16 protein-coding genes are annotated in these 16,091 nt (G+C 54.3%); 11 read left to right on the top strand and 5 right to left on the bottom strand.

Features of this window, described 5'->3' with window-relative positions; translation table 11 throughout:
* Positions 1–443: 443 nt before the first annotated feature.
* Both OGY17_RS19910 and tctD read right to left on the bottom strand, forming a co-directional pair.
* On the bottom strand, positions 444–1,856 hold the full coding sequence (locus OGY17_RS19910) for a sensor histidine kinase (RefSeq protein WP_167820592.1): 1,413 nt from the start codon (positions 1,854–1,856) through the stop codon (positions 444–446).
* The gene (tctD, locus tag OGY17_RS19905) at positions 1,843–2,517 is read right to left on the bottom strand and encodes a transcriptional regulator TctD (RefSeq protein WP_003826032.1); all 675 of its coding nucleotides are present in this window, start codon (positions 2,515–2,517) and stop codon (positions 1,843–1,845) included. Before tctD ends, OGY17_RS19910 begins: the two co-directional genes overlap by 14 nt.
* 153 nt (positions 2,518–2,670) lie before the next feature.
* Here tctD and OGY17_RS19900 point away from each other — a divergent pair, with 153 nt between their 5' ends.
* From OGY17_RS19900 to OGY17_RS19890, 3 genes are read left to right on the top strand one after another with little or no spacing between them, the layout of a single operon-like run.
* Positions 2,671–3,648, top strand: coding sequence for a Bug family tripartite tricarboxylate transporter substrate binding protein (locus OGY17_RS19900; RefSeq protein WP_008785593.1), 978 nt, complete (start codon positions 2,671–2,673; stop codon positions 3,646–3,648).
* 14 nt (positions 3,649–3,662) lie between these two features.
* Positions 3,663–4,097 carry a tripartite tricarboxylate transporter TctB family protein gene (locus OGY17_RS19895; RefSeq protein ID WP_095533105.1) on the top strand — a complete coding sequence of 145 codons (435 nt, stop codon included), beginning with the start codon at positions 3,663–3,665 and terminating at the stop codon, positions 4,095–4,097.
* A 10-nt stretch (positions 4,098–4,107) separates the two neighbouring features.
* Positions 4,108–5,622 (top strand): tripartite tricarboxylate transporter permease, encoded by a 1,515-nt coding sequence (locus tag OGY17_RS19890; protein WP_003826025.1) that lies wholly within the window; start codon positions 4,108–4,110, stop codon positions 5,620–5,622.
* 91 nt (positions 5,623–5,713) lie between these two features.
* Here the strand turns inward: OGY17_RS19890 and OGY17_RS19885 are convergent, their stop codons facing one another.
* Positions 5,714–6,610 carry a LysR substrate-binding domain-containing protein gene (locus OGY17_RS19885; RefSeq protein WP_032944682.1) on the bottom strand — a complete coding sequence of 299 codons (897 nt, stop codon included), beginning with the start codon at positions 6,608–6,610 and terminating at the stop codon, positions 5,714–5,716.
* A gap of 98 nt (positions 6,611–6,708) precedes the next feature.
* Here OGY17_RS19885 and OGY17_RS19880 point away from each other — a divergent pair, with 98 nt between their 5' ends.
* From OGY17_RS19880 to csiR, 7 genes are all read left to right on the top strand, one after another.
* Entirely contained in the window at positions 6,709–7,311 is a 603-nt protein-coding gene (locus tag OGY17_RS19880) for a short chain dehydrogenase (RefSeq protein ID WP_008785596.1), read from the top strand.
* Between the two features lie 248 nt (positions 7,312–7,559).
* Positions 7,560–8,537 carry a glutarate dioxygenase GlaH gene (glaH, locus tag OGY17_RS19875; protein WP_003037221.1) on the top strand — a complete coding sequence of 326 codons (978 nt, stop codon included), beginning with the start codon at positions 7,560–7,562 and terminating at the stop codon, positions 8,535–8,537.
* A gap of 17 nt (positions 8,538–8,554) precedes the next feature.
* Positions 8,555–9,823 carry an L-2-hydroxyglutarate dehydrogenase gene (gene lhgD, locus OGY17_RS19870; protein ID WP_204558447.1) on the top strand — a complete coding sequence of 423 codons (1,269 nt, stop codon included), beginning with the start codon at positions 8,555–8,557 and terminating at the stop codon, positions 9,821–9,823.
* A 23-nt stretch (positions 9,824–9,846) separates the two neighbouring features.
* Positions 9,847–11,295, top strand: coding sequence for an NADP-dependent succinate-semialdehyde dehydrogenase (gene gabD / locus OGY17_RS19865; RefSeq protein ID WP_032944689.1), 1,449 nt, complete (start codon positions 9,847–9,849; stop codon positions 11,293–11,295).
* Positions 11,296–11,320: 25 nt separating this feature from the next.
* On the top strand, positions 11,321–12,604 hold the full coding sequence (gabT, locus tag OGY17_RS19860; protein WP_008785600.1) for a 4-aminobutyrate--2-oxoglutarate transaminase: 1,284 nt from the start codon (positions 11,321–11,323) through the stop codon (positions 12,602–12,604).
* 147 nt (positions 12,605–12,751) lie between these two features.
* Positions 12,752–14,152, top strand: a complete 1,401-nt coding sequence (gabP, locus tag OGY17_RS19855; RefSeq protein WP_003839698.1) for a GABA permease — start codon at positions 12,752–12,754, stop codon at positions 14,150–14,152.
* 45 nt (positions 14,153–14,197) lie between these two features.
* On the top strand, positions 14,198–14,884 hold the full coding sequence (gene csiR, locus OGY17_RS19850) for a DNA-binding transcriptional regulator CsiR (RefSeq protein ID WP_032944692.1): 687 nt from the start codon (positions 14,198–14,200) through the stop codon (positions 14,882–14,884).
* A 12-nt stretch (positions 14,885–14,896) separates the two neighbouring features.
* Here the strand turns inward: csiR and lysM are convergent, their stop codons facing one another.
* Positions 14,897–15,346, bottom strand: coding sequence for a peptidoglycan-binding protein LysM (lysM, locus tag OGY17_RS19845; protein ID WP_003037241.1), 450 nt, complete (start codon positions 15,344–15,346; stop codon positions 14,897–14,899).
* 95 nt (positions 15,347–15,441) lie between these two features.
* Positions 15,442–15,600, bottom strand: a complete 159-nt coding sequence (locus OGY17_RS19840; protein ID WP_003037242.1) for a YqaE/Pmp3 family membrane protein — start codon at positions 15,598–15,600, stop codon at positions 15,442–15,444.
* A gap of 183 nt (positions 15,601–15,783) precedes the next feature.
* Between OGY17_RS19840 and OGY17_RS19835 the strand changes: the two genes are divergently transcribed.
* The gene (locus OGY17_RS19835) at positions 15,784–16,083 is read left to right on the top strand and encodes an ArsR/SmtB family transcription factor (protein WP_003037247.1); all 300 of its coding nucleotides are present in this window, start codon (positions 15,784–15,786) and stop codon (positions 16,081–16,083) included.
* Positions 16,084–16,091: the final 8 nt, after the last annotated feature.

The following is a 16,091-nucleotide window of genomic DNA, read 5'->3' as shown; positions in this document are numbered from 1 at the left end:
TTATTTATTGATCTTTAATTGTTTTTTTCTCATTTCATGTTGCTAATTATATCACAAGTCTAAAAAACGCAATGGTACATTGTCAGTAAATGTAAAAAATAATACTCATTACTGTGACAACACTCCCCAGTGAAATCGTATCTATATGATTTTAATGCAGATGACATCAATAGAAGTTTTATCTACCTCAGCAAAAAAGATAACCTTTAACAACATTTTCGCTATTGACAGATAACATCTCATGGTCTATGAAAAAGTGTTTTATGTATGATAAATTGCACAAAAGTATTGTTTCAGTGACGTTGAATCACCTTAGAGTTGCTGTTTAATACCGTAATTAAAATAAAAACAGCTGCCTTACGACAACATTTCAAATGATATTAATAATACAATTAATTACTTTTTATTATAATTAAACAACAAATATCATCATCATGAATACATCATACGGTAACGCTTAAAAAGCGTACCCGAACCCTCAGCCCACCTAATGTCTCACTACGCGTTAGCTGAGGATGCGTGCGATGCAGACGAGCAATATCATTGACCAGCGCCAGACCAATCCCGGCGCCTGGGAGATTGCCTACGTTATCAAGACGATGAAACGGTAGCAGGGCCTGATGAACCATCTGCTCATCTATGCCCGGCCCGCTATCTTCGACCACCAGCACCACGGCCTCTCCTTCTCGTTGCAGCCGGGCGGTCACCATCCCCTGCGACGGCGTGTATTTCAGTGCGTTATCCAGCAGATTCCCACACAGTTCACCGAGCAGCACTTCATCTCCCTCAACCCACACCGCGTCCTGTTCCCCTTCATAACCCAGATCGATCCCTTTACTACGCGACTGCGCCAGTCGGGTAAAACAGCTGGTTTGCACCACCTCATACAGATTAACCGGCGAGAAATGCCTTTCCCCCTGCTCCTTGCGCTTCACCGCAGACAGCTGCAACAGCCTCTCCGTCAGTTGAATGGTATTATCGAGCGTGCTACTCATGGCTTGTAAACTCTCATACCATTGCCGCGGTTCGACGCTGGCGAGAGCCACCGATGCCTGAGTTTTCAGTACCGCCAACGGCGTTTTGAGCTGATGGGAAGCATCCGCGCTGAAGCGCTCCTGGCGAGAGATCAGACCGCGAAGTCGGTCCAGATAACGGTTGAATGCCACAATCAGCAGACGGGTTTCCGACCACGGCAGCAGCTCCGGCAGCGGCGTCAGCAGGCCTGGCTCACGACGCACCATCAGCGATGACAGCTGGCGCATCGGGCGTAGCACCCGGCGCAGCAGCCAGCCAACCAGCACCAGAGTCAGTAGCACCAGCAGCCCTTGCGAAACCCACGAGGAAAACAGCAGCTGTCGCGCCAGATAACGCCGCGATTGCAGCGTTTCGGCAACATAAATCTCCGCCATGCCGACAATGCCGCCTTCGTTGACGGGCTGCAGCAGACGTGCCACGCGGATTGCCTCACCGCGATATTCGGTGTGATAAAACCATGCCAGCGCCGGGTAAAGACGCGTGCGCGAGGTGGCAGGCGGCATCGCCGGTAAATCGTCATAACCCGAGATAACCTTCCCCGCCGGATCAACCACTTTGTAATACAGTCGGTCGTTCATATTCAGTTCAAAGCTGTCCAGCACCACCCATGGCACGTTCACTTCCAGCTGTTTATTGCGCACCACCAGCCGCTCGGAGACGGTCCTGGCGGATGAGAGTAGTGTCCGGTCATACGCCTGGGTCGCCGCCTGTAGCGCACTGACATAGCTGTTAAATGCCGACAGGCCCCACAGCAACATTAGCGGCAGGCCCAGAAACATCAGCAGTTGCAGGTACAACGATTGGGGTTTAACCCACTTCATCGCTACGCTCCAGCACATAGCCCAGACCACGCAGCGTAGCAATACGCACATCGCTTCCCTGTAGCTTTTTACGTAAGCGATGGATATACAGCTCAATGCTTTCGGGACTAACCTCATCACTCAGGCTGAAGACCTGCTCAAACAACTGCTGACGTGAAACCGGCCGCAACCGACGGTACATCAGCACCGTCAACAGCGCCTGTTCACGTGGCGTGAGCGCCAACGGCTGCCCCTGCAACAGAAAATAGCCTTCATCGTGAAACGCCAGCTCCCCCAGTTGCTGTATGCCTTGCACCTGTCCCGCACTGCGACGCAGCAAGGCCCGCAGCCGGGCATCCAGTTCCTCGATTTCAAACGGCTTTGCCAGATAATCATCGGCTCCGACGTTCAACCCTTTCACCCTATCGGCCACCGCGCTACGCGCCGTCAGCAGCAAGACAGGAAGCGTCTGCCCGCGTTTGCGCAGCCGCTGAACGACTTCCAGGCCATCCAGACCGGGCATATTGATGTCCAGCACCGCCAGCGCATACGTTTCGCTATGTAAAAGATGGTCGGCTGCCAGGCCATCAAACACACAGTCAACGGCAAAACCGTTTTGCACCAGCGCTTTCTCCAGCCAGTGAGCTAACTCACGGTTATCTTCCGCTAATAAGAGACGCATATCACATCCTGTAAAGTTTCTGCCGCATTGAAAGGGAATTGAAAGGTTAATGTTTTAACAATCACGCAACCGAACTGCTACACATCGGCTCACATAATCACAAAAATCTTCTTCCGTACCTGAAAATCCGGTTTTCCGGTGTGAGGATAAACAATGAAAAAACAGTTATTTCGTACCCTTACTGCAAGCATTTTACTGATGAGTACCTCTGTACTGGCGGAACAAGCGCCGTCGCGCACTGAATGTATCGCCCCTGCTAAACCCGGCGGTGGTTTCGATCTCACCTGTAAGCTGATTCAGGTGAGTTTGATGGAAACCGGCGCTATCGAAAAACCGATGCGCGTGACCTACATGCCCGGCGGCGTTGGCGCTGTGGCCTATAACGCGATTGTTGCCCAACGCCCGGCTGAAGCAGGCACCGTGGTGGCCTTCTCCGGCGGCTCCTTGCTGAATCTGTCACAGGGCAAGTTTGGTCGCTACGGCGTGGATGATGTCCGCTGGCTGGCCAGTGTGGGTACCGATTACGGCATGATTGCCGTACGTCAGGACGCGCCATGGAAGACGCTGAAAGATCTGCTGACAGCCATGGAAAAAGATCCCAACAGCGTGGTCATTGGTGCTGGCGCCTCTATCGGTAGCCAGGACTGGATGAAGTCGGCGTTGCTGGCGCAAAAAGCCAATGTCGATCCGCACAAGATGCGCTACGTGGCCTTTGAAGGCGGTGGCGAACCGGTTACCGCATTGATGGGAAATCACGTACAGGTGGTTTCCGGCGATCTCAGTGAGATGGTGCCTTACCTCAGCGGCGACAAAATCCGCGTGCTCGCAGTGTTCTCTGATGAACGCCTGCCGGGCCAGTTAGCCAACGTACCAACCGCTAAAGAGCAGGGTTATGACCTCGTGTGGCCTATCATTCGTGGCTTCTACGTTGGGCCAAAAGTCAGCGACGCCGAGTATCAGTGGTGGGTTGATGCCTTTAACAAACTCCAGCAGACCGATGAGTTTAAAAAGCAGCGCGATCTGCGCGGTCTGTTTGAGTTCAACATGAGCGGCAAACAGCTCGACGACTACGTGAAAAAGCAGGTCACGGATTATCGTGAGCAGGCGAAAGCCTTCGGTCTGGCGAAGTAAACGCAGAGGCAAAGATGATGAGCGATCGTATTTTCGCAGGTATCTGGCTGTTGCTCTGCATAGCCGGGCTGTTCGTAGCCTGGCAAATCAGCAGCGAATACAGCTATGAGCCGGTTGGCCCGCGTCCCTTCCCGCTTGGCATTATCAGTCTGATGCTGGTCTGCGCCGTGGCGCTGCTGTTGCGCCATCCGGACACCATCAGTTGGCCCCGTCGCCACGTGCTGCAAAAGCTGCTGACGATGGTCATTGTTCTGTTGATGTACGCCTGGGGTTTTGAGTGGCTCGGTTTTCCCATCGCCACCGCCATTCTCACCGTGGTGATTGGCATGCTGTTCGGCGCAACCATCCCGGCTGCGGGTATTTCCGGCGCGGTGCTCGGCATTCTGCTGTGGTTTGCCTTCGACCGACTGCTTGACGTCACCTTACCACTCGGCGCCTGGCTGGGTTAACGGAGAAACGATGGATACCTGGATTTATCTTTCTCAGGGTTTCGCGGTGGCAATGACGCCGGAAAACCTGGTCATCGCCTTGATAGGCTGTTTTGTCGGCACCATTGTGGGTTTGTTGCCTGGCCTTGGGCCGATCAACGGCGTGGCGATTCTGCTGCCGTTGGCCTTTGCGCTGCATCTGCCCGCAGAATCCGCGCTGATCCTGCTGGCTACAGTCTACATAGGCTGTGAATATGGCGGGCGCATCTCCTCCATTCTGCTGAATGTTCCTGGCGATGCGGCGGCGATTATGACCGCGCTGGATGGTTACCCGATGGCGCAGCAAGGGCGCGGTGGCGTGGCGCTCTCTATCTCGGCGGTCAGCTCTTTCTTTGGTTCGCTTATCGCCATCGGCGGCATCATTCTGTTTGCCCCAGCGCTAGCCCAATGGTCGCTGGCCTTCGGTCCGGCGGAATACTTTGCCTTAATGGTTTTCGCCATTGCCTGTCTCGGCAGCATGATGGCGCAAAATCCGCTGAAATCATTTCTGGCAGCGCTTATCGGTCTCGGACTTGCGACCGTCGGCGTAGACGCCAACACCGGGGTTTATCGCTTTACTTTTGACAGTGTCCATCTCTCCGACGGTGTGCAGTTTATCGTGGTGGTGATTGGGCTGTTCTCTGTCTCTGAAATATTGTTAATGCTGGAACATACCAGCAGTGGCCAGACGCTGGTGCGTAAAACGGGCCGCATGTTGTTCAACGCCAAAGAAGGCGCACAGTGCGTAGGGGCCACCCTGCGTTCATCAGTGATTGGCTTTTTCGTCGGCGTTCTGCCTGGCGCTGGCGCCACCATTGCCAGTGCCATCACCTACATGACCGAGAAAAAGCTCAGCGGCAACAGCGACAGCTTTGGCAAGGGGGATATTCGTGGCGTAGCGGCGCCAGAAGCCGCCAATAACGCCTCGGCCTGCGGCTCTTTTATTCCGATGCTGACGCTCGGCGTTCCAGGTTCCGGCACCACGGCGGTAATGATGGGGGCGCTGACCCTGTACAACATCACCCCCGGTCCGGCGATGTTCACCGAACAGCCGGATATCGTTTGGGGACTGATTGCGGCGCTGCTGATTGCCAACGTGATGCTACTGGTGATGAACATCCCGCTGATCGGTCTGTTTACCCGTATGCTGACTATTCCACTGTGGTTTTTGGTGCCCGCTATCGCCGCAGTCTCAGCGGTAGGCGTGTACGCCGTTCACAGCACCACCTTCGATTTGGTATTGATGGTCGCCCTCGGCGTGCTGGGCTACATCCTGCGTAAAATGCACTTCCCAATGTCGCCATTGATTCTGGGCTTCGTTCTCGGGGAAATGCTGGAGCAGAACCTGCGCCGGGCGTTGTCTATCAGTAACGGCAGTATGGATATTCTGTGGGCCAGCGGCGTGGCGAAAGTGCTGCTGGTGATGGCGGTACTGGTTATCGTGGTCCCGCCGGTGCTGCGCATGATCCGTAAACGCAACAGCAAACCGCAGGTGGATATCGGTTAATAATATGCCGGATGGCGGCGCTATTGCGCCCTATCCGGCCTACAATTTGGCTCGGTTGTAGGCCGGATAAGTGCAACGCCATCCGGCATTTTTATTTTCCGCGCAGCCCCTGCGTTCCTTCCAGCACATGTTCAACAAACCGTGTCAGCTTAGGCAACGGACGCAGATCCTGTCGCCACAGCAAATGAATTGGCCGCGGCTGCGGCGTAAACCCTTCCAGGATCCGAATCAATTTCCCCGTAGCCAGTTCTTGCGCCAGCAGCACCTCAGGTTGCAATAACAGCCCAGCCCCCGCTACTGCCGCCATACGCAGGCCATGACCATCGTTACAGCGCAGGATCGCATCGCGCTTCCATCTGACCTCCCCCGTCACGCCAGGCAGTATCCACTCGTTTCGAGCCGTCCACACGGTATGGGACAGGCACAGATGATCCACCAGATCCGCGGGCGTCCGGGGGGTGCCATGGCGAGCAAGATAATCTGGCGAAGCACAAATTGCCATACGGTAGGGACACAGGTATTTCGCCACCACGTCAGTCTGATGGATATCGCCAATGCGGATCGCCAGATCGACACCTTCATTCACCAGATCAACCATCCGGTTGGTGAGATCCAGTTCAATACGCACCTCTGGCCAGGTCTGTAAAAACGCAGCGGCCAGCGGCGAGATCACGCAAGCGCCAAAAGAAGTGGGCGCGCTAATGCGCAGCGTCCCCGCAGGTGCCAGCCGCAGACGCTCTACCGAACGTTCGGCTATCGATACCTGCTCCAGCACGCGACGGGCTTCTTCAAAATAGACGCGTCCGGCATCGGTCAGACTCTGGCGGCGCGTATTGCGCTCCAGCAAACGCGTGCCGAGCTGCGCTTCCAGTTGGGTGATATATTTTCCCACCATCACCGCAGACATCTCGAGCCTCGTCGCCGCAGAAGTAAAGCTCCCACTCTCCACCACGGCGACAAACGTTTCCATGCCGCGCAGTTTATCCATATTACAAACCCCTGGTTAGTAATCATCTAACTTTTAGCCAGTTTATCTGATTTCATTTTCATTAAAGAATAGCGGCTCACACTATTGCGGAGGTGGTTATGAAAATCGTCATTATTGGTGCCAGTGGTACAGTGGGTCGCGCAGTTACGCAAGCATTGAGCCGTAAACATGAGGTAGTCCGCGTGGGTCGCACTCAGGGTGATTACCAGGTCGATATCACCTCGCAGGAGAGTGTCGAGGCCTTGTTTGAAAAAGTCGGTCGGGTAGATGCGATCGTTTCCGCCACCGGTAATCTGTTCTTTGGGCCGCTGTCGACAATGACCGACCAGGACTTTAATCAGGGGCTTCAGGATAAACTATTAGGCCAGATACGCCTGGCATTAACCGGGCAGCATTTCCTGAATGATGGCGGATCGATAACGTTAATTAGCGGCATTATCGCCCACGAGCCCATCGCCCAGGGGACAAACGCCGCAACGATCAATGCCGGGCTGGAAGGGTTTGTTCGCGCCGCGGCCTGTGAACTAGGCCATGGTCAACGCATTAACCTGATAAGTCCGACCGTGCTGAGTGAGTCCGCCGAAGCTTACGACAGTTTCTTCCCGGGCTTTGAAAGCGTGCCCGCCACCACCGTCGCCAACGCCTACCGCCGCAGTGTGGAAGGCATCCAAACCGGGCGTATTTATAAAGTCGGTTACTGACTTTGCCGCTGCCGTTGACACATCACCAACGGCAGCGTGATTAACCCACTGTTTTAAAATACTTTATCTTTTCCCTCGCATTAACCCACACCCTTCATAATGTTAAATATTTGTTGTTTTTGATCACAAATAATAAACAAACAAGCTCATTCTGTGCGCGTTTTTCAAAAATGTAGATATTTTTAATTTATGGCTACGAAACGAGCTGCGCCATATCTCCCTGACAATCTACTGAGAGGAACGATTTGATGAACGCACTGACTGCCGTAAAACCGAACGCTGAAGATCCAGCCCAGCACTACAGCGGTTTCACGCTGAAACCGTCAGCCCAATCCCCACGCCTGCTGGAGCTGACTTTTTCTGCTGAGACCACTGAGCAATTTCTGCAGGCCGTCGCGCAGTGGCCGGTTCAGGCGCTGGAATACAAATCCTTCTTGCGCTTCAAAGTGGGCAAGATCCTCGACGACCTGTGCGGCAATCAGTTACAGCCCCTGCTGCTGAAAACCCTGCTCGATCGTGCCGAAGGCGCACTGCTAATCAATGCCGTTGGCGTAGACGACGTGGCGCAGGCGGAAGAGATGGTCAAGCTGGCAACGGCGGTAGCGCACCTCATCGGACGCTCTAATTTTGATGCGATGAGCGGTCAATATTACGCACGTTTTGTGGTGAAAAACGTCGATAACTCAGACAGCTATCTGCGCCAGCCTCACCGAGTAATGGAATTGCACAACGACGGAACCTACCTCGAAGAAATCACCGATTACGTGCTGATGATGAAGATCGACGAGCAGAACATGACCGGCGGTAACTCGCTGCTGCTGCACCTCGACGACTGGGAGCATCTGGATCAGTACTTTACCCATCCTCTGGCACGTCGCGCCATGCGCTTTGCCGCACCGCCAAGCAAAAACGTCAGTCAGGAAGTGTTCCATCCGGTATTTGACGTTGACCAGCAGGGCCGCCCGGTAATGCGCTACATCGACCAGTTCGTCCAGCCAAAAGACTATGAAGAAGGCGTCTGGCTGAGCGACCTGTCCGATGCGCTGGAAACCAGCAAGAGCATTATTTCCGTTCCGGTTTCAGTAGGTAAATTCCTGCTGATCAACAACCTGTTCTGGCTGCACGGCCGCGATCGTTTCACTTCGCATCCGGACTTGCGCCGCGAACTGATGCGCCAGCGTGGTTATTTTGCGTACGCGACCAACCACTACCAGACCCATCAGTAAGCGCGAAGGAAAAGCGGATGTATGATTTTGTGATTATTGGCGGCGGCATTATCGGCATGTCGACCGCCATGCAACTGATTGATGTCTATCCGGACGCCAGAATCGCGCTACTGGAAAAAGAGTCCGGCCCGGCCTGCCACCAGACGGGCCACAACAGCGGCGTCATTCATGCCGGGGTCTATTACACCCCCGGCAGCCTGAAGGCACAGTTTTGCCTGGCCGGAAATCGCGCCACAAAAGCCTTTTGCGACCAAAACAGCATCCGCTACGACGTCTGCGGAAAAATGCTGGTTGCCACCTCCGCTCTGGAAATGGAGCGCATGCGCGCGCTTTGGGATCGCACCGCCGCTAACGGTCTGGAGCGCGAATGGCTAAATGCGCAGGAACTTCGCGAGCGTGAACCCAATATCACCGGACTGGGCGGCATTTTTGTCCCGTCGAGCGGGATTGTCAGCTACCGCGAAGTCACCGCCGCGATGGCGAAGATTTTCCAGGCCAAAGGCGGTGAGATTATTTACAACGCCGAGGTCAGCGCGCTGAAAGAGCATGCTGCGGGCGTAATTGTCCGTACCCGTCAGGGCCAGGAATATGAAGGCGCGACGCTGATTAGCTGTTCTGGCCTGATGGCGGACCGACTGGTAAAAATGCTCGGCGTTGAACCTGGCTTTATCATCTGTCCGTTCCGGGGCGAATATTTCCGCCTGGCGCCAGAACATAATCAGATAGTTAACCATTTGATCTACCCCATCCCCGACCCGGCGATGCCGTTTCTCGGCGTTCATCTGACCCGGATGATTGACGGCAGCGTCACCGTCGGCCCCAACGCGGTACTGGCATTTAAACGTGAAGGCTACCGTAAACGTGACTTCTCGCTCAGCGATACGCTGGAGATCCTCGGCTCTTCTGGTATTCGCCGCGTGCTGCAAAACAACCTGCGCTCAGGGCTTGGCGAAATGAAGAATTCGCTGTGCAAAAGCGGTTATCTGCGGCTGGTACAAAAGTACTGCCCGAGCCTGACGCTTAAGGATCTGCAGCCGTGGCCTGCGGGCGTACGGGCACAGGCGGTATCACCTGATGGCAAGCTTATCGACGATTTTCTGTTTGTCACCACGCCACGCTCAATTCACACCTGTAACGCCCCTTCTCCGGCAGCAACGTCGGCAATCCCTATCGGCGCACATATTGTCAGCAAAGTTCATGCGCTGCTGGAGAACCAGAGTAACCCCGGACGCACGCTGCGTGCGGCACGTAGCGTGGAGACATTACACGCCGCATTTACCCGTTAAACCGATTAAGACAGGAAGCAATCATGCAACTTAACGATCCAACCTTATTTCGCCAGCAGGCACTGATCGACGGCAACTGGCGTGACGCCAACAGCGGCGAGACCATCGCGGTGACCAATCCCGCCAACGGTCAGCAATTGGGTAGCGTACCTAAAATGGGGGCAGATGAAACCCGCGAAGCGATTAACGCCGCTAACCGCGCCCTGCCAGCCTGGCGTGCGCTGACCGCCAAAGAGCGAGCCAATATCCTGCGCCGCTGGTTCAACCTGATGATTGAGCATCAGGACGATCTCGCCCGCCTGATGACCCTGGAACAGGGTAAACCGCTGGCGGAGGCCAAAGGCGAAATCACCTATGCAGCCTCATTTATTGAGTGGTTTGCCGAAGAGGGCAAACGCATCTATGGCGATACGATCCCTGGCCATCAGGCTGATAAACGCCTGATCGTCATTAAGCAGCCGATCGGCGTTACCGCCGCGATTACGCCGTGGAACTTCCCCTCAGCGATGATCACCCGTAAAGCCGGTCCGGCGCTGGCAGCAGGCTGTACGATGGTGCTTAAACCCGCCAGTCAAACCCCCTACTCCGCACTGGCGCTGGCAGAACTGGCTAATCGCGCCGGGATCCCGGCTGGCGTTTTCAGCGTGGTGACTGGTTCTGCGAGCGCGGTCGGCAACGAGCTAACAGGCAACCCGCTGGTACGCAAGCTGTCATTTACCGGCTCGACCGAAATCGGCCGTCAGTTAATGCAGCAGTGTGCCAAAGACATCAAAAAGGTATCGCTGGAGCTGGGCGGCAATGCGCCGTTTATCGTCTTTGACGATGCCGATCTCGATAAAGCCGTGGAAGGTGCGCTGGCATCGAAGTTCCGTAACGCCGGGCAAACCTGCGTCTGCGCCAATCGCCTGTACGTGCAGGACGGCGTGTATGAGCGTTTTGCCGAAAAACTCCAGCAGGCGGTGAGCAAGCTGCATCTCGGCGATGGTCTGCAACCTGACGTCACCACCGGACCGCTGATCGACGAGAAAGCGGTTGCCAAAGTGCAGGAACACATCGCCGACGCTCTGGATAAAGGCGCACGCATTATCGCGGGCGGTAAACCTCATGCACTCGGCGGTAACTTCTTCCAGCCCACCATTCTGGTAGATGTGCCTGATAACGCGAAGGTCGCCAAAGAAGAAACCTTCGGCCCGCTGGCTCCGCTGTTTCGTTTTAAAGACGAAGCTGACGTCATCGCTCAGGCCAACGACACCGAGTTTGGTCTGGCCGCCTATTTCTACGCCCGTGATTTAAGCCGCGTCTTCCGCGTTGGCGAAGCGCTGGAGTACGGCATCGTCGGGATTAACACCGGCATTATCTCCAACGAAGTCGCCCCGTTTGGGGGGATAAAAGCCTCCGGTCTTGGCCGTGAAGGATCGAAATACGGCATCGAAGACTACTTAGAAATCAAATACATGTGCATCGGCCTTTAATAAAACAAATACTGGAGAACACCTGATGAGCACCAACAAAGAACTCATGCAACGTCGCAGCAACGCCGTTCCCCGTGGCGTAGGCCAGATCCACCCTATTTTTGCCGAGCGGGCAGAAAACTGTCGGGTCTGGGACGTTGAAGGCCGGGAATTCCTCGACTTTGCTGGCGGTATTGCGGTACTGAACACCGGTCACCTGCATCCGCAGATCGTCTCTGCGGTAGAAGCGCAGTTGAAAAAGCTGTCCCATACCTGTTTCCAGGTGCTGGCCTATGAGCCGTACCTGGAGCTGTGCGAAATCATGAACAAGAAAGTGCCGGGTGATTTCGCCAAGAAAACCCTGCTGGTGACCACCGGTTCTGAAGCGGTAGAAAACGCGGTGAAAATCGCCCGCGCCGCCACCAAGCGTACGGGGACTATCGCATTTAGCGGCGCTTACCACGGTCGTACCCACTACACCCTGTCACTGACCGGGAAAGTCAATCCGTACTCCGCCGGAATGGGGCTGATGCCGGGCCACGTGTATCGCGCGCTTTATCCTTGCCCGCTGCACGGCATCAGTGAAGATGATGCTATCGCCAGCATTCACCGCATTTTCAAAAACGATGCCGCGCCAGAAGACGTCGCCGCCATCGTGATTGAACCCGTTCAGGGTGAAGGCGGCTTTTACGCAGCCTCTCCTTCCTTTATGCAACGGCTGCGCGCCATTTGTGACGAACACGGGATCATGCTGATTGCCGATGAAGTACAGAGCGGTGCGGGCCGTACCGGTACGCTGTTTGCCATGGAGCAGATGGGCGTAGCGCCCGATCTCACCACCTTCGCCAAATCCATCGCCGGAGGCTTCCCGCTGGCGGGCGTGACCGGACGCGCCGAAGTCATGGACGCAATCCCACCGGGCGGTCTGGGCGGTACCTATGCCGGTAACCCAATTGCCTGCGCCGCCGCGCTGGCGGTACTGAACATTTTTGAACAGGAAAATCTGCTGCAAAAAGCCAACGAGCTGGGGCAAACCCTGCGCGAAGGCCTGCTGGCTATCGCGGAAACCCATCGCGAGATTGGCGACGTACGCGGGCTGGGCGCGATGATTGCTATCGAACTGTTCGAAAACGGCGACCACACGAAACCAGACGCCAAACTGACTGCGGAAGTGGTGGCGCGTGCACGCGAGAAAGGACTGATCCTGCTTTCCTGCGGACCTTACTACAACGTGCTGCGCATTCTTGTCCCGCTGACTATTGAAGATGCGCAAATCCGCCAGGGGCTGGACATTATCGCCCAATGTTTTGCCGAGGCAAAGCAAGGTTAAACCCCCGAATAAAAACGGGAAATTGTAGGCCGGATAAAGCGCAAGCGCTGCCATCCGGCAATGTTGTGATGCCCGGTGGCGCTACGCTTACCGGGCCTACGGGTAAGGTGCAGGAAGCGACGTCAATAACAATAACGAGGTTTAAAGATGGGGCAAGTGTCACAATCACATGATTTAGGGGGCGGGCTGAAATCACGCCACGTCACCATGCTGTCTATTGCCGGGGTAATCGGCGCAAGTCTGTTCGTCGGTTCAAGTGTGGCGATTGCAGAAGCCGGTCCCGCAGTATTATTAGCCTATCTGTTCGCCGGATTGCTGGTGGTGATGATTATGCGCATGCTGGCCGAAATGGCCGTTGCCACCCCGGATACCGGTTCTTTTTCCACTTACGCCGATAAGGCCATTGGCCCGTGGGCGGGTTACACCATCGGCTGGTTGTACTGGTGGTTCTGGGTGTTAGTTATCCCTCTGGAAGCGAATATTGCCGCCATCATTCTGCACTCCTGGGTACCGGGCATTCCTATCTGGCTGTTTTCTCTGGTTATCACGCTGGCGTTAACCGGCAGTAACTTACTGAGCGTTAAAAATTACGGTGAATTCGAGTTCTGGCTGGCGCTGTGCAAAGTGATTGCCATTCTGGCGTTTATTACCCTCGGTGCGGCGGCGATTAGCGGTTTCTACCCTTATGCCGATGTTAGCGGAGTTTCACGCCTGTGGGATCAGGGCGGCTTTATGCCCAACGGTTTTGGCGCCGTGATCAGCGCGATGTTGATCACCATGTTCTCCTTTATGGGCGCAGAGATAGTTACCATCGCCGCCGCCGAATCCGATACCCCGGATAAACATATCGTTCGCGCCACCAACTCGGTTATCTGGCGTATCTCTATCTTCTATCTGTGCTCTATTTTTGTGGTGGTGGCGCTGATCCCGTGGAACATGCCGGGCCTGAAAGAAGTCGGTTCTTATCGCTCGGTGCTGGAGCTACTGCATATCCCGCACGCGAAATTGATCATGGACTGCGTCATTTTACTGTCGGTGACCAGCTGTCTTAACTCCGCACTGTATACGTCATCGCGTATGCTCTACTCCCTTAGCCGCCGTGGCGATGCCCCCGCCTTTATGGGTAAAACGAACCGCAGCAAAACGCCTTATGTGGCGGTATTACTGTCGACAGGTGCTGCGTTCCTCACCGTCATCGTCAACTATTACGCCCCGGCCAAGGTATTTAAATTCCTGATCGACAGCTCCGGTGCCATCGCGCTGCTGGTGTATCTGGTCATTGCCGTTTCTCAACTGCGGATGCGCAAAATCCTGCTGGCGCGAGGCGGTGAAATTAAACTGAAAATGTGGCTCTATCCGTGGCTTACCTGGCTGGTCATCGCGTTTATTATCTTTGTGTTGGTGGTCATGCTGTTTCGCCCGGCCCAACAGCTGGAAGTTATCTCTACCGGGTTGTTAGCCATAGGAATTATTTGCACCGTGCCCATTATGTCACGCTGGAAAAAACTGCTATCGTGGCAAAAAGCACCATTGCAAAATACGCATTAAACCTGTTCCCGGCGCAGGCCGGGAAATCCTTTCAGGAGTATGACCATGACCGCCATTCCCCAACCGACGGCCATTGATGGATACCGCTGGCTGAAGAACGACATCATCCGCGGTGTGTATCAGCCTGATGAAAAACTGCGTATGAGTCTGCTAACCTCCCGCTATGAGCTAGGCGTGGGACCGCTGCGCGAAGCGCTTTCGCAGTTAGTTGCCGAGCGGTTAGTGACAGTGGTTAATCAGAAAGGGTATCGTGTCGCCCCGATGTCAGAGCAGGAGTTGCTCGATATTTTCGATGCCCGCGCCAATATGGAAGCCATGCTGGTCGCGCTGGCCATTGAACGCGGCGACGACGCCTGGGAAGCTGAAATTCTGGCGCGCGCGCATATGCTCAGTAAGCTTGAAGCCATTGACGCCAGCGAACAGATGCTCGACGAGTGGGATCAGCGCCATCAGGCATTTCACTCGGCGATTGTCGCTGGCTGTGGTTCACAATATCTGCTGCAAATGCGCGAACGGCTGTTCTCTCTGGCGGCGCGCTACCGGTTTATCTGGCTACGTAAAACGGTGCTGTCGGTTGAAATGCTGGAAGACAAACACGATCAGCACAAGACGCTGACCGAAGCGATTCTGGCACGTGATGCCACGTGCGCCAGCGAATTAATGCGCCAGCACTTGCTGACGCCGATTCCGATTATTCAACAGGCTATGTCCGGTAAATTACTGACGCAATAAGCCTGAATAACATTACTGTTCCGGAATACGTAAAACCTGCCCAGGATAGATTTTATCCGGGCTTTTTAGCATTGGTTTATTCGCTTCAAATATCTGGTTATATAGGTTGGCATTACCGTAAACCTGTTTGGCAATAGCGCTCAGGGTATCCCCAGATTTCACGGTATAAAACTGGCTTTCGCTCGCGGGTGCAGAGGTTTTAACCTGATCATCTACGCTGGCGATACCAGAGATATTACCAATCGCGATCAGAATTTTTTCTTTTGCTTCCTGACTTAATCCATCACCAGAAACCGTGGCTTTGCCTTCGTTAATTTGCACGTCCACTTTATCCGCATCAGGGATGCCGGTTTTGTTCAGGTGTTCCTGCACTTTTTTTGCCAGATCGGCTGTGTCATGGTTTCCAGTGACCGCATCCCACAGTTTTTCACCTGCATCTTTTACAAAATTGAAGAGTCCCATATCCACCTCGGTAATTAACAATCAACACCCAAAAGTGTAGCAGAGGAGAAAGGGGCACAAAGAAAACGGCGCCAAAGCGCCGTAGTTGAAAGGAATTAATTACGCGTCTGTATCCAGAAGGCATGGATCAAACCAGGAATGTAGCCCAGCAGCGTCAGAACGATATTGAGGATAAATGCCCAGCCGAATCCCTTCCCCAGCAGCACGCCAAGCGGGGGCAGAATAATAGTAAAAACGATTCTCCAGAAACCCATGCACACTCCCTACAAGCAAAAATTAATCATTGTTTAAAAAGAGATTTTATCTCTAAGAGTAGCCATTCTACCCAACTCTGCCAGTATTCCGCGGCTGTTTTACCCTCCTTTACGCTCTTTACGCTGGCGTACGTTGGTTACTTATTTTAGAATACGCTTAATTTAGATAATGCTTAAATACATATGACTGAACTTGAACAACTCCAGGCCAGCGCTGAACAGGCTGCCGCCCTGCTAAAAGCGATGAGTAACCCGAAACGGTTGCTGATTTTGTGCATGCTCTGTGGTTCACCCGGTACCAGCGCGGGTGAGTTAGCCCGTGTTACCGGCCTTAGTCCTTCCGCCACTTCCCAGCATCTGGCGCGTATGCGTGAAGAAGGTCTGATAGAAAGCCAGCGCGATGCCCAGCGCATCCTCTACTCCATTAAAAATGCGGCCGTGAATTCGCTGATCGCCACATTAAAAACACTGTATTGCCCATAAGGAGCCAT

The organism is Citrobacter sp. Cpo126, assembly GCF_030332445.1.
Taxonomy (GTDB): Bacteria; Pseudomonadota; Gammaproteobacteria; order Enterobacterales; family Enterobacteriaceae; genus Citrobacter; species Citrobacter portucalensis.
This window is presented reverse-complemented; position numbering and strand designations above follow the sequence as displayed.

What these genes read in the sequence shown, in the direction of transcription:
- OGY17_RS19840 (WP_003037242.1), bottom strand. Translation starts at nt 15,600, where the DNA reads ATGGGTTTCTGGAGAATCGTTTTTACTATTATTCTGCCCCCGCTTGGC.
- OGY17_RS19835 (WP_003037247.1), top strand. Translation starts at nt 15,784, where the DNA reads ATGACTGAACTTGAACAACTCCAGGCCAGCGCTGAACAGGCTGCCGCC.
- csiR (WP_032944692.1), top strand. Translation starts at nt 14,198, where the DNA reads ATGACCGCCATTCCCCAACCGACGGCCATTGATGGATACCGCTGGCTG.
- glaH (WP_003037221.1), top strand. Translation starts at nt 7,560, where the DNA reads ATGAACGCACTGACTGCCGTAAAACCGAACGCTGAAGATCCAGCCCAG.
- tctD (WP_003826032.1), bottom strand. Translation starts at nt 2,517, where the DNA reads ATGCGTCTCTTATTAGCGGAAGATAACCGTGAGTTAGCTCACTGGCTG.
- lhgD (WP_204558447.1), top strand. Translation starts at nt 8,555, where the DNA reads ATGTATGATTTTGTGATTATTGGCGGCGGCATTATCGGCATGTCGACC.
- OGY17_RS19900 (WP_008785593.1), top strand. Translation starts at nt 2,671, where the DNA reads ATGAAAAAACAGTTATTTCGTACCCTTACTGCAAGCATTTTACTGATG.
- OGY17_RS19890 (WP_003826025.1), top strand. Translation starts at nt 4,108, where the DNA reads ATGGATACCTGGATTTATCTTTCTCAGGGTTTCGCGGTGGCAATGACG.
- gabP (WP_003839698.1), top strand. Translation starts at nt 12,752, where the DNA reads ATGGGGCAAGTGTCACAATCACATGATTTAGGGGGCGGGCTGAAATCA.
- OGY17_RS19885 (WP_032944682.1), bottom strand. Translation starts at nt 6,610, where the DNA reads ATGGATAAACTGCGCGGCATGGAAACGTTTGTCGCCGTGGTGGAGAGT.
- lysM (WP_003037241.1), bottom strand. Translation starts at nt 15,346, where the DNA reads ATGGGACTCTTCAATTTTGTAAAAGATGCAGGTGAAAAACTGTGGGAT.
- OGY17_RS19880 (WP_008785596.1), top strand. Translation starts at nt 6,709, where the DNA reads ATGAAAATCGTCATTATTGGTGCCAGTGGTACAGTGGGTCGCGCAGTT.
- OGY17_RS19910 (WP_167820592.1), bottom strand. Translation starts at nt 1,856, where the DNA reads ATGAAGTGGGTTAAACCCCAATCGTTGTACCTGCAACTGCTGATGTTT.
- gabD (WP_032944689.1), top strand. Translation starts at nt 9,847, where the DNA reads ATGCAACTTAACGATCCAACCTTATTTCGCCAGCAGGCACTGATCGAC.
- gabT (WP_008785600.1), top strand. Translation starts at nt 11,321, where the DNA reads ATGAGCACCAACAAAGAACTCATGCAACGTCGCAGCAACGCCGTTCCC.
- OGY17_RS19895 (WP_095533105.1), top strand. Translation starts at nt 3,663, where the DNA reads ATGATGAGCGATCGTATTTTCGCAGGTATCTGGCTGTTGCTCTGCATA.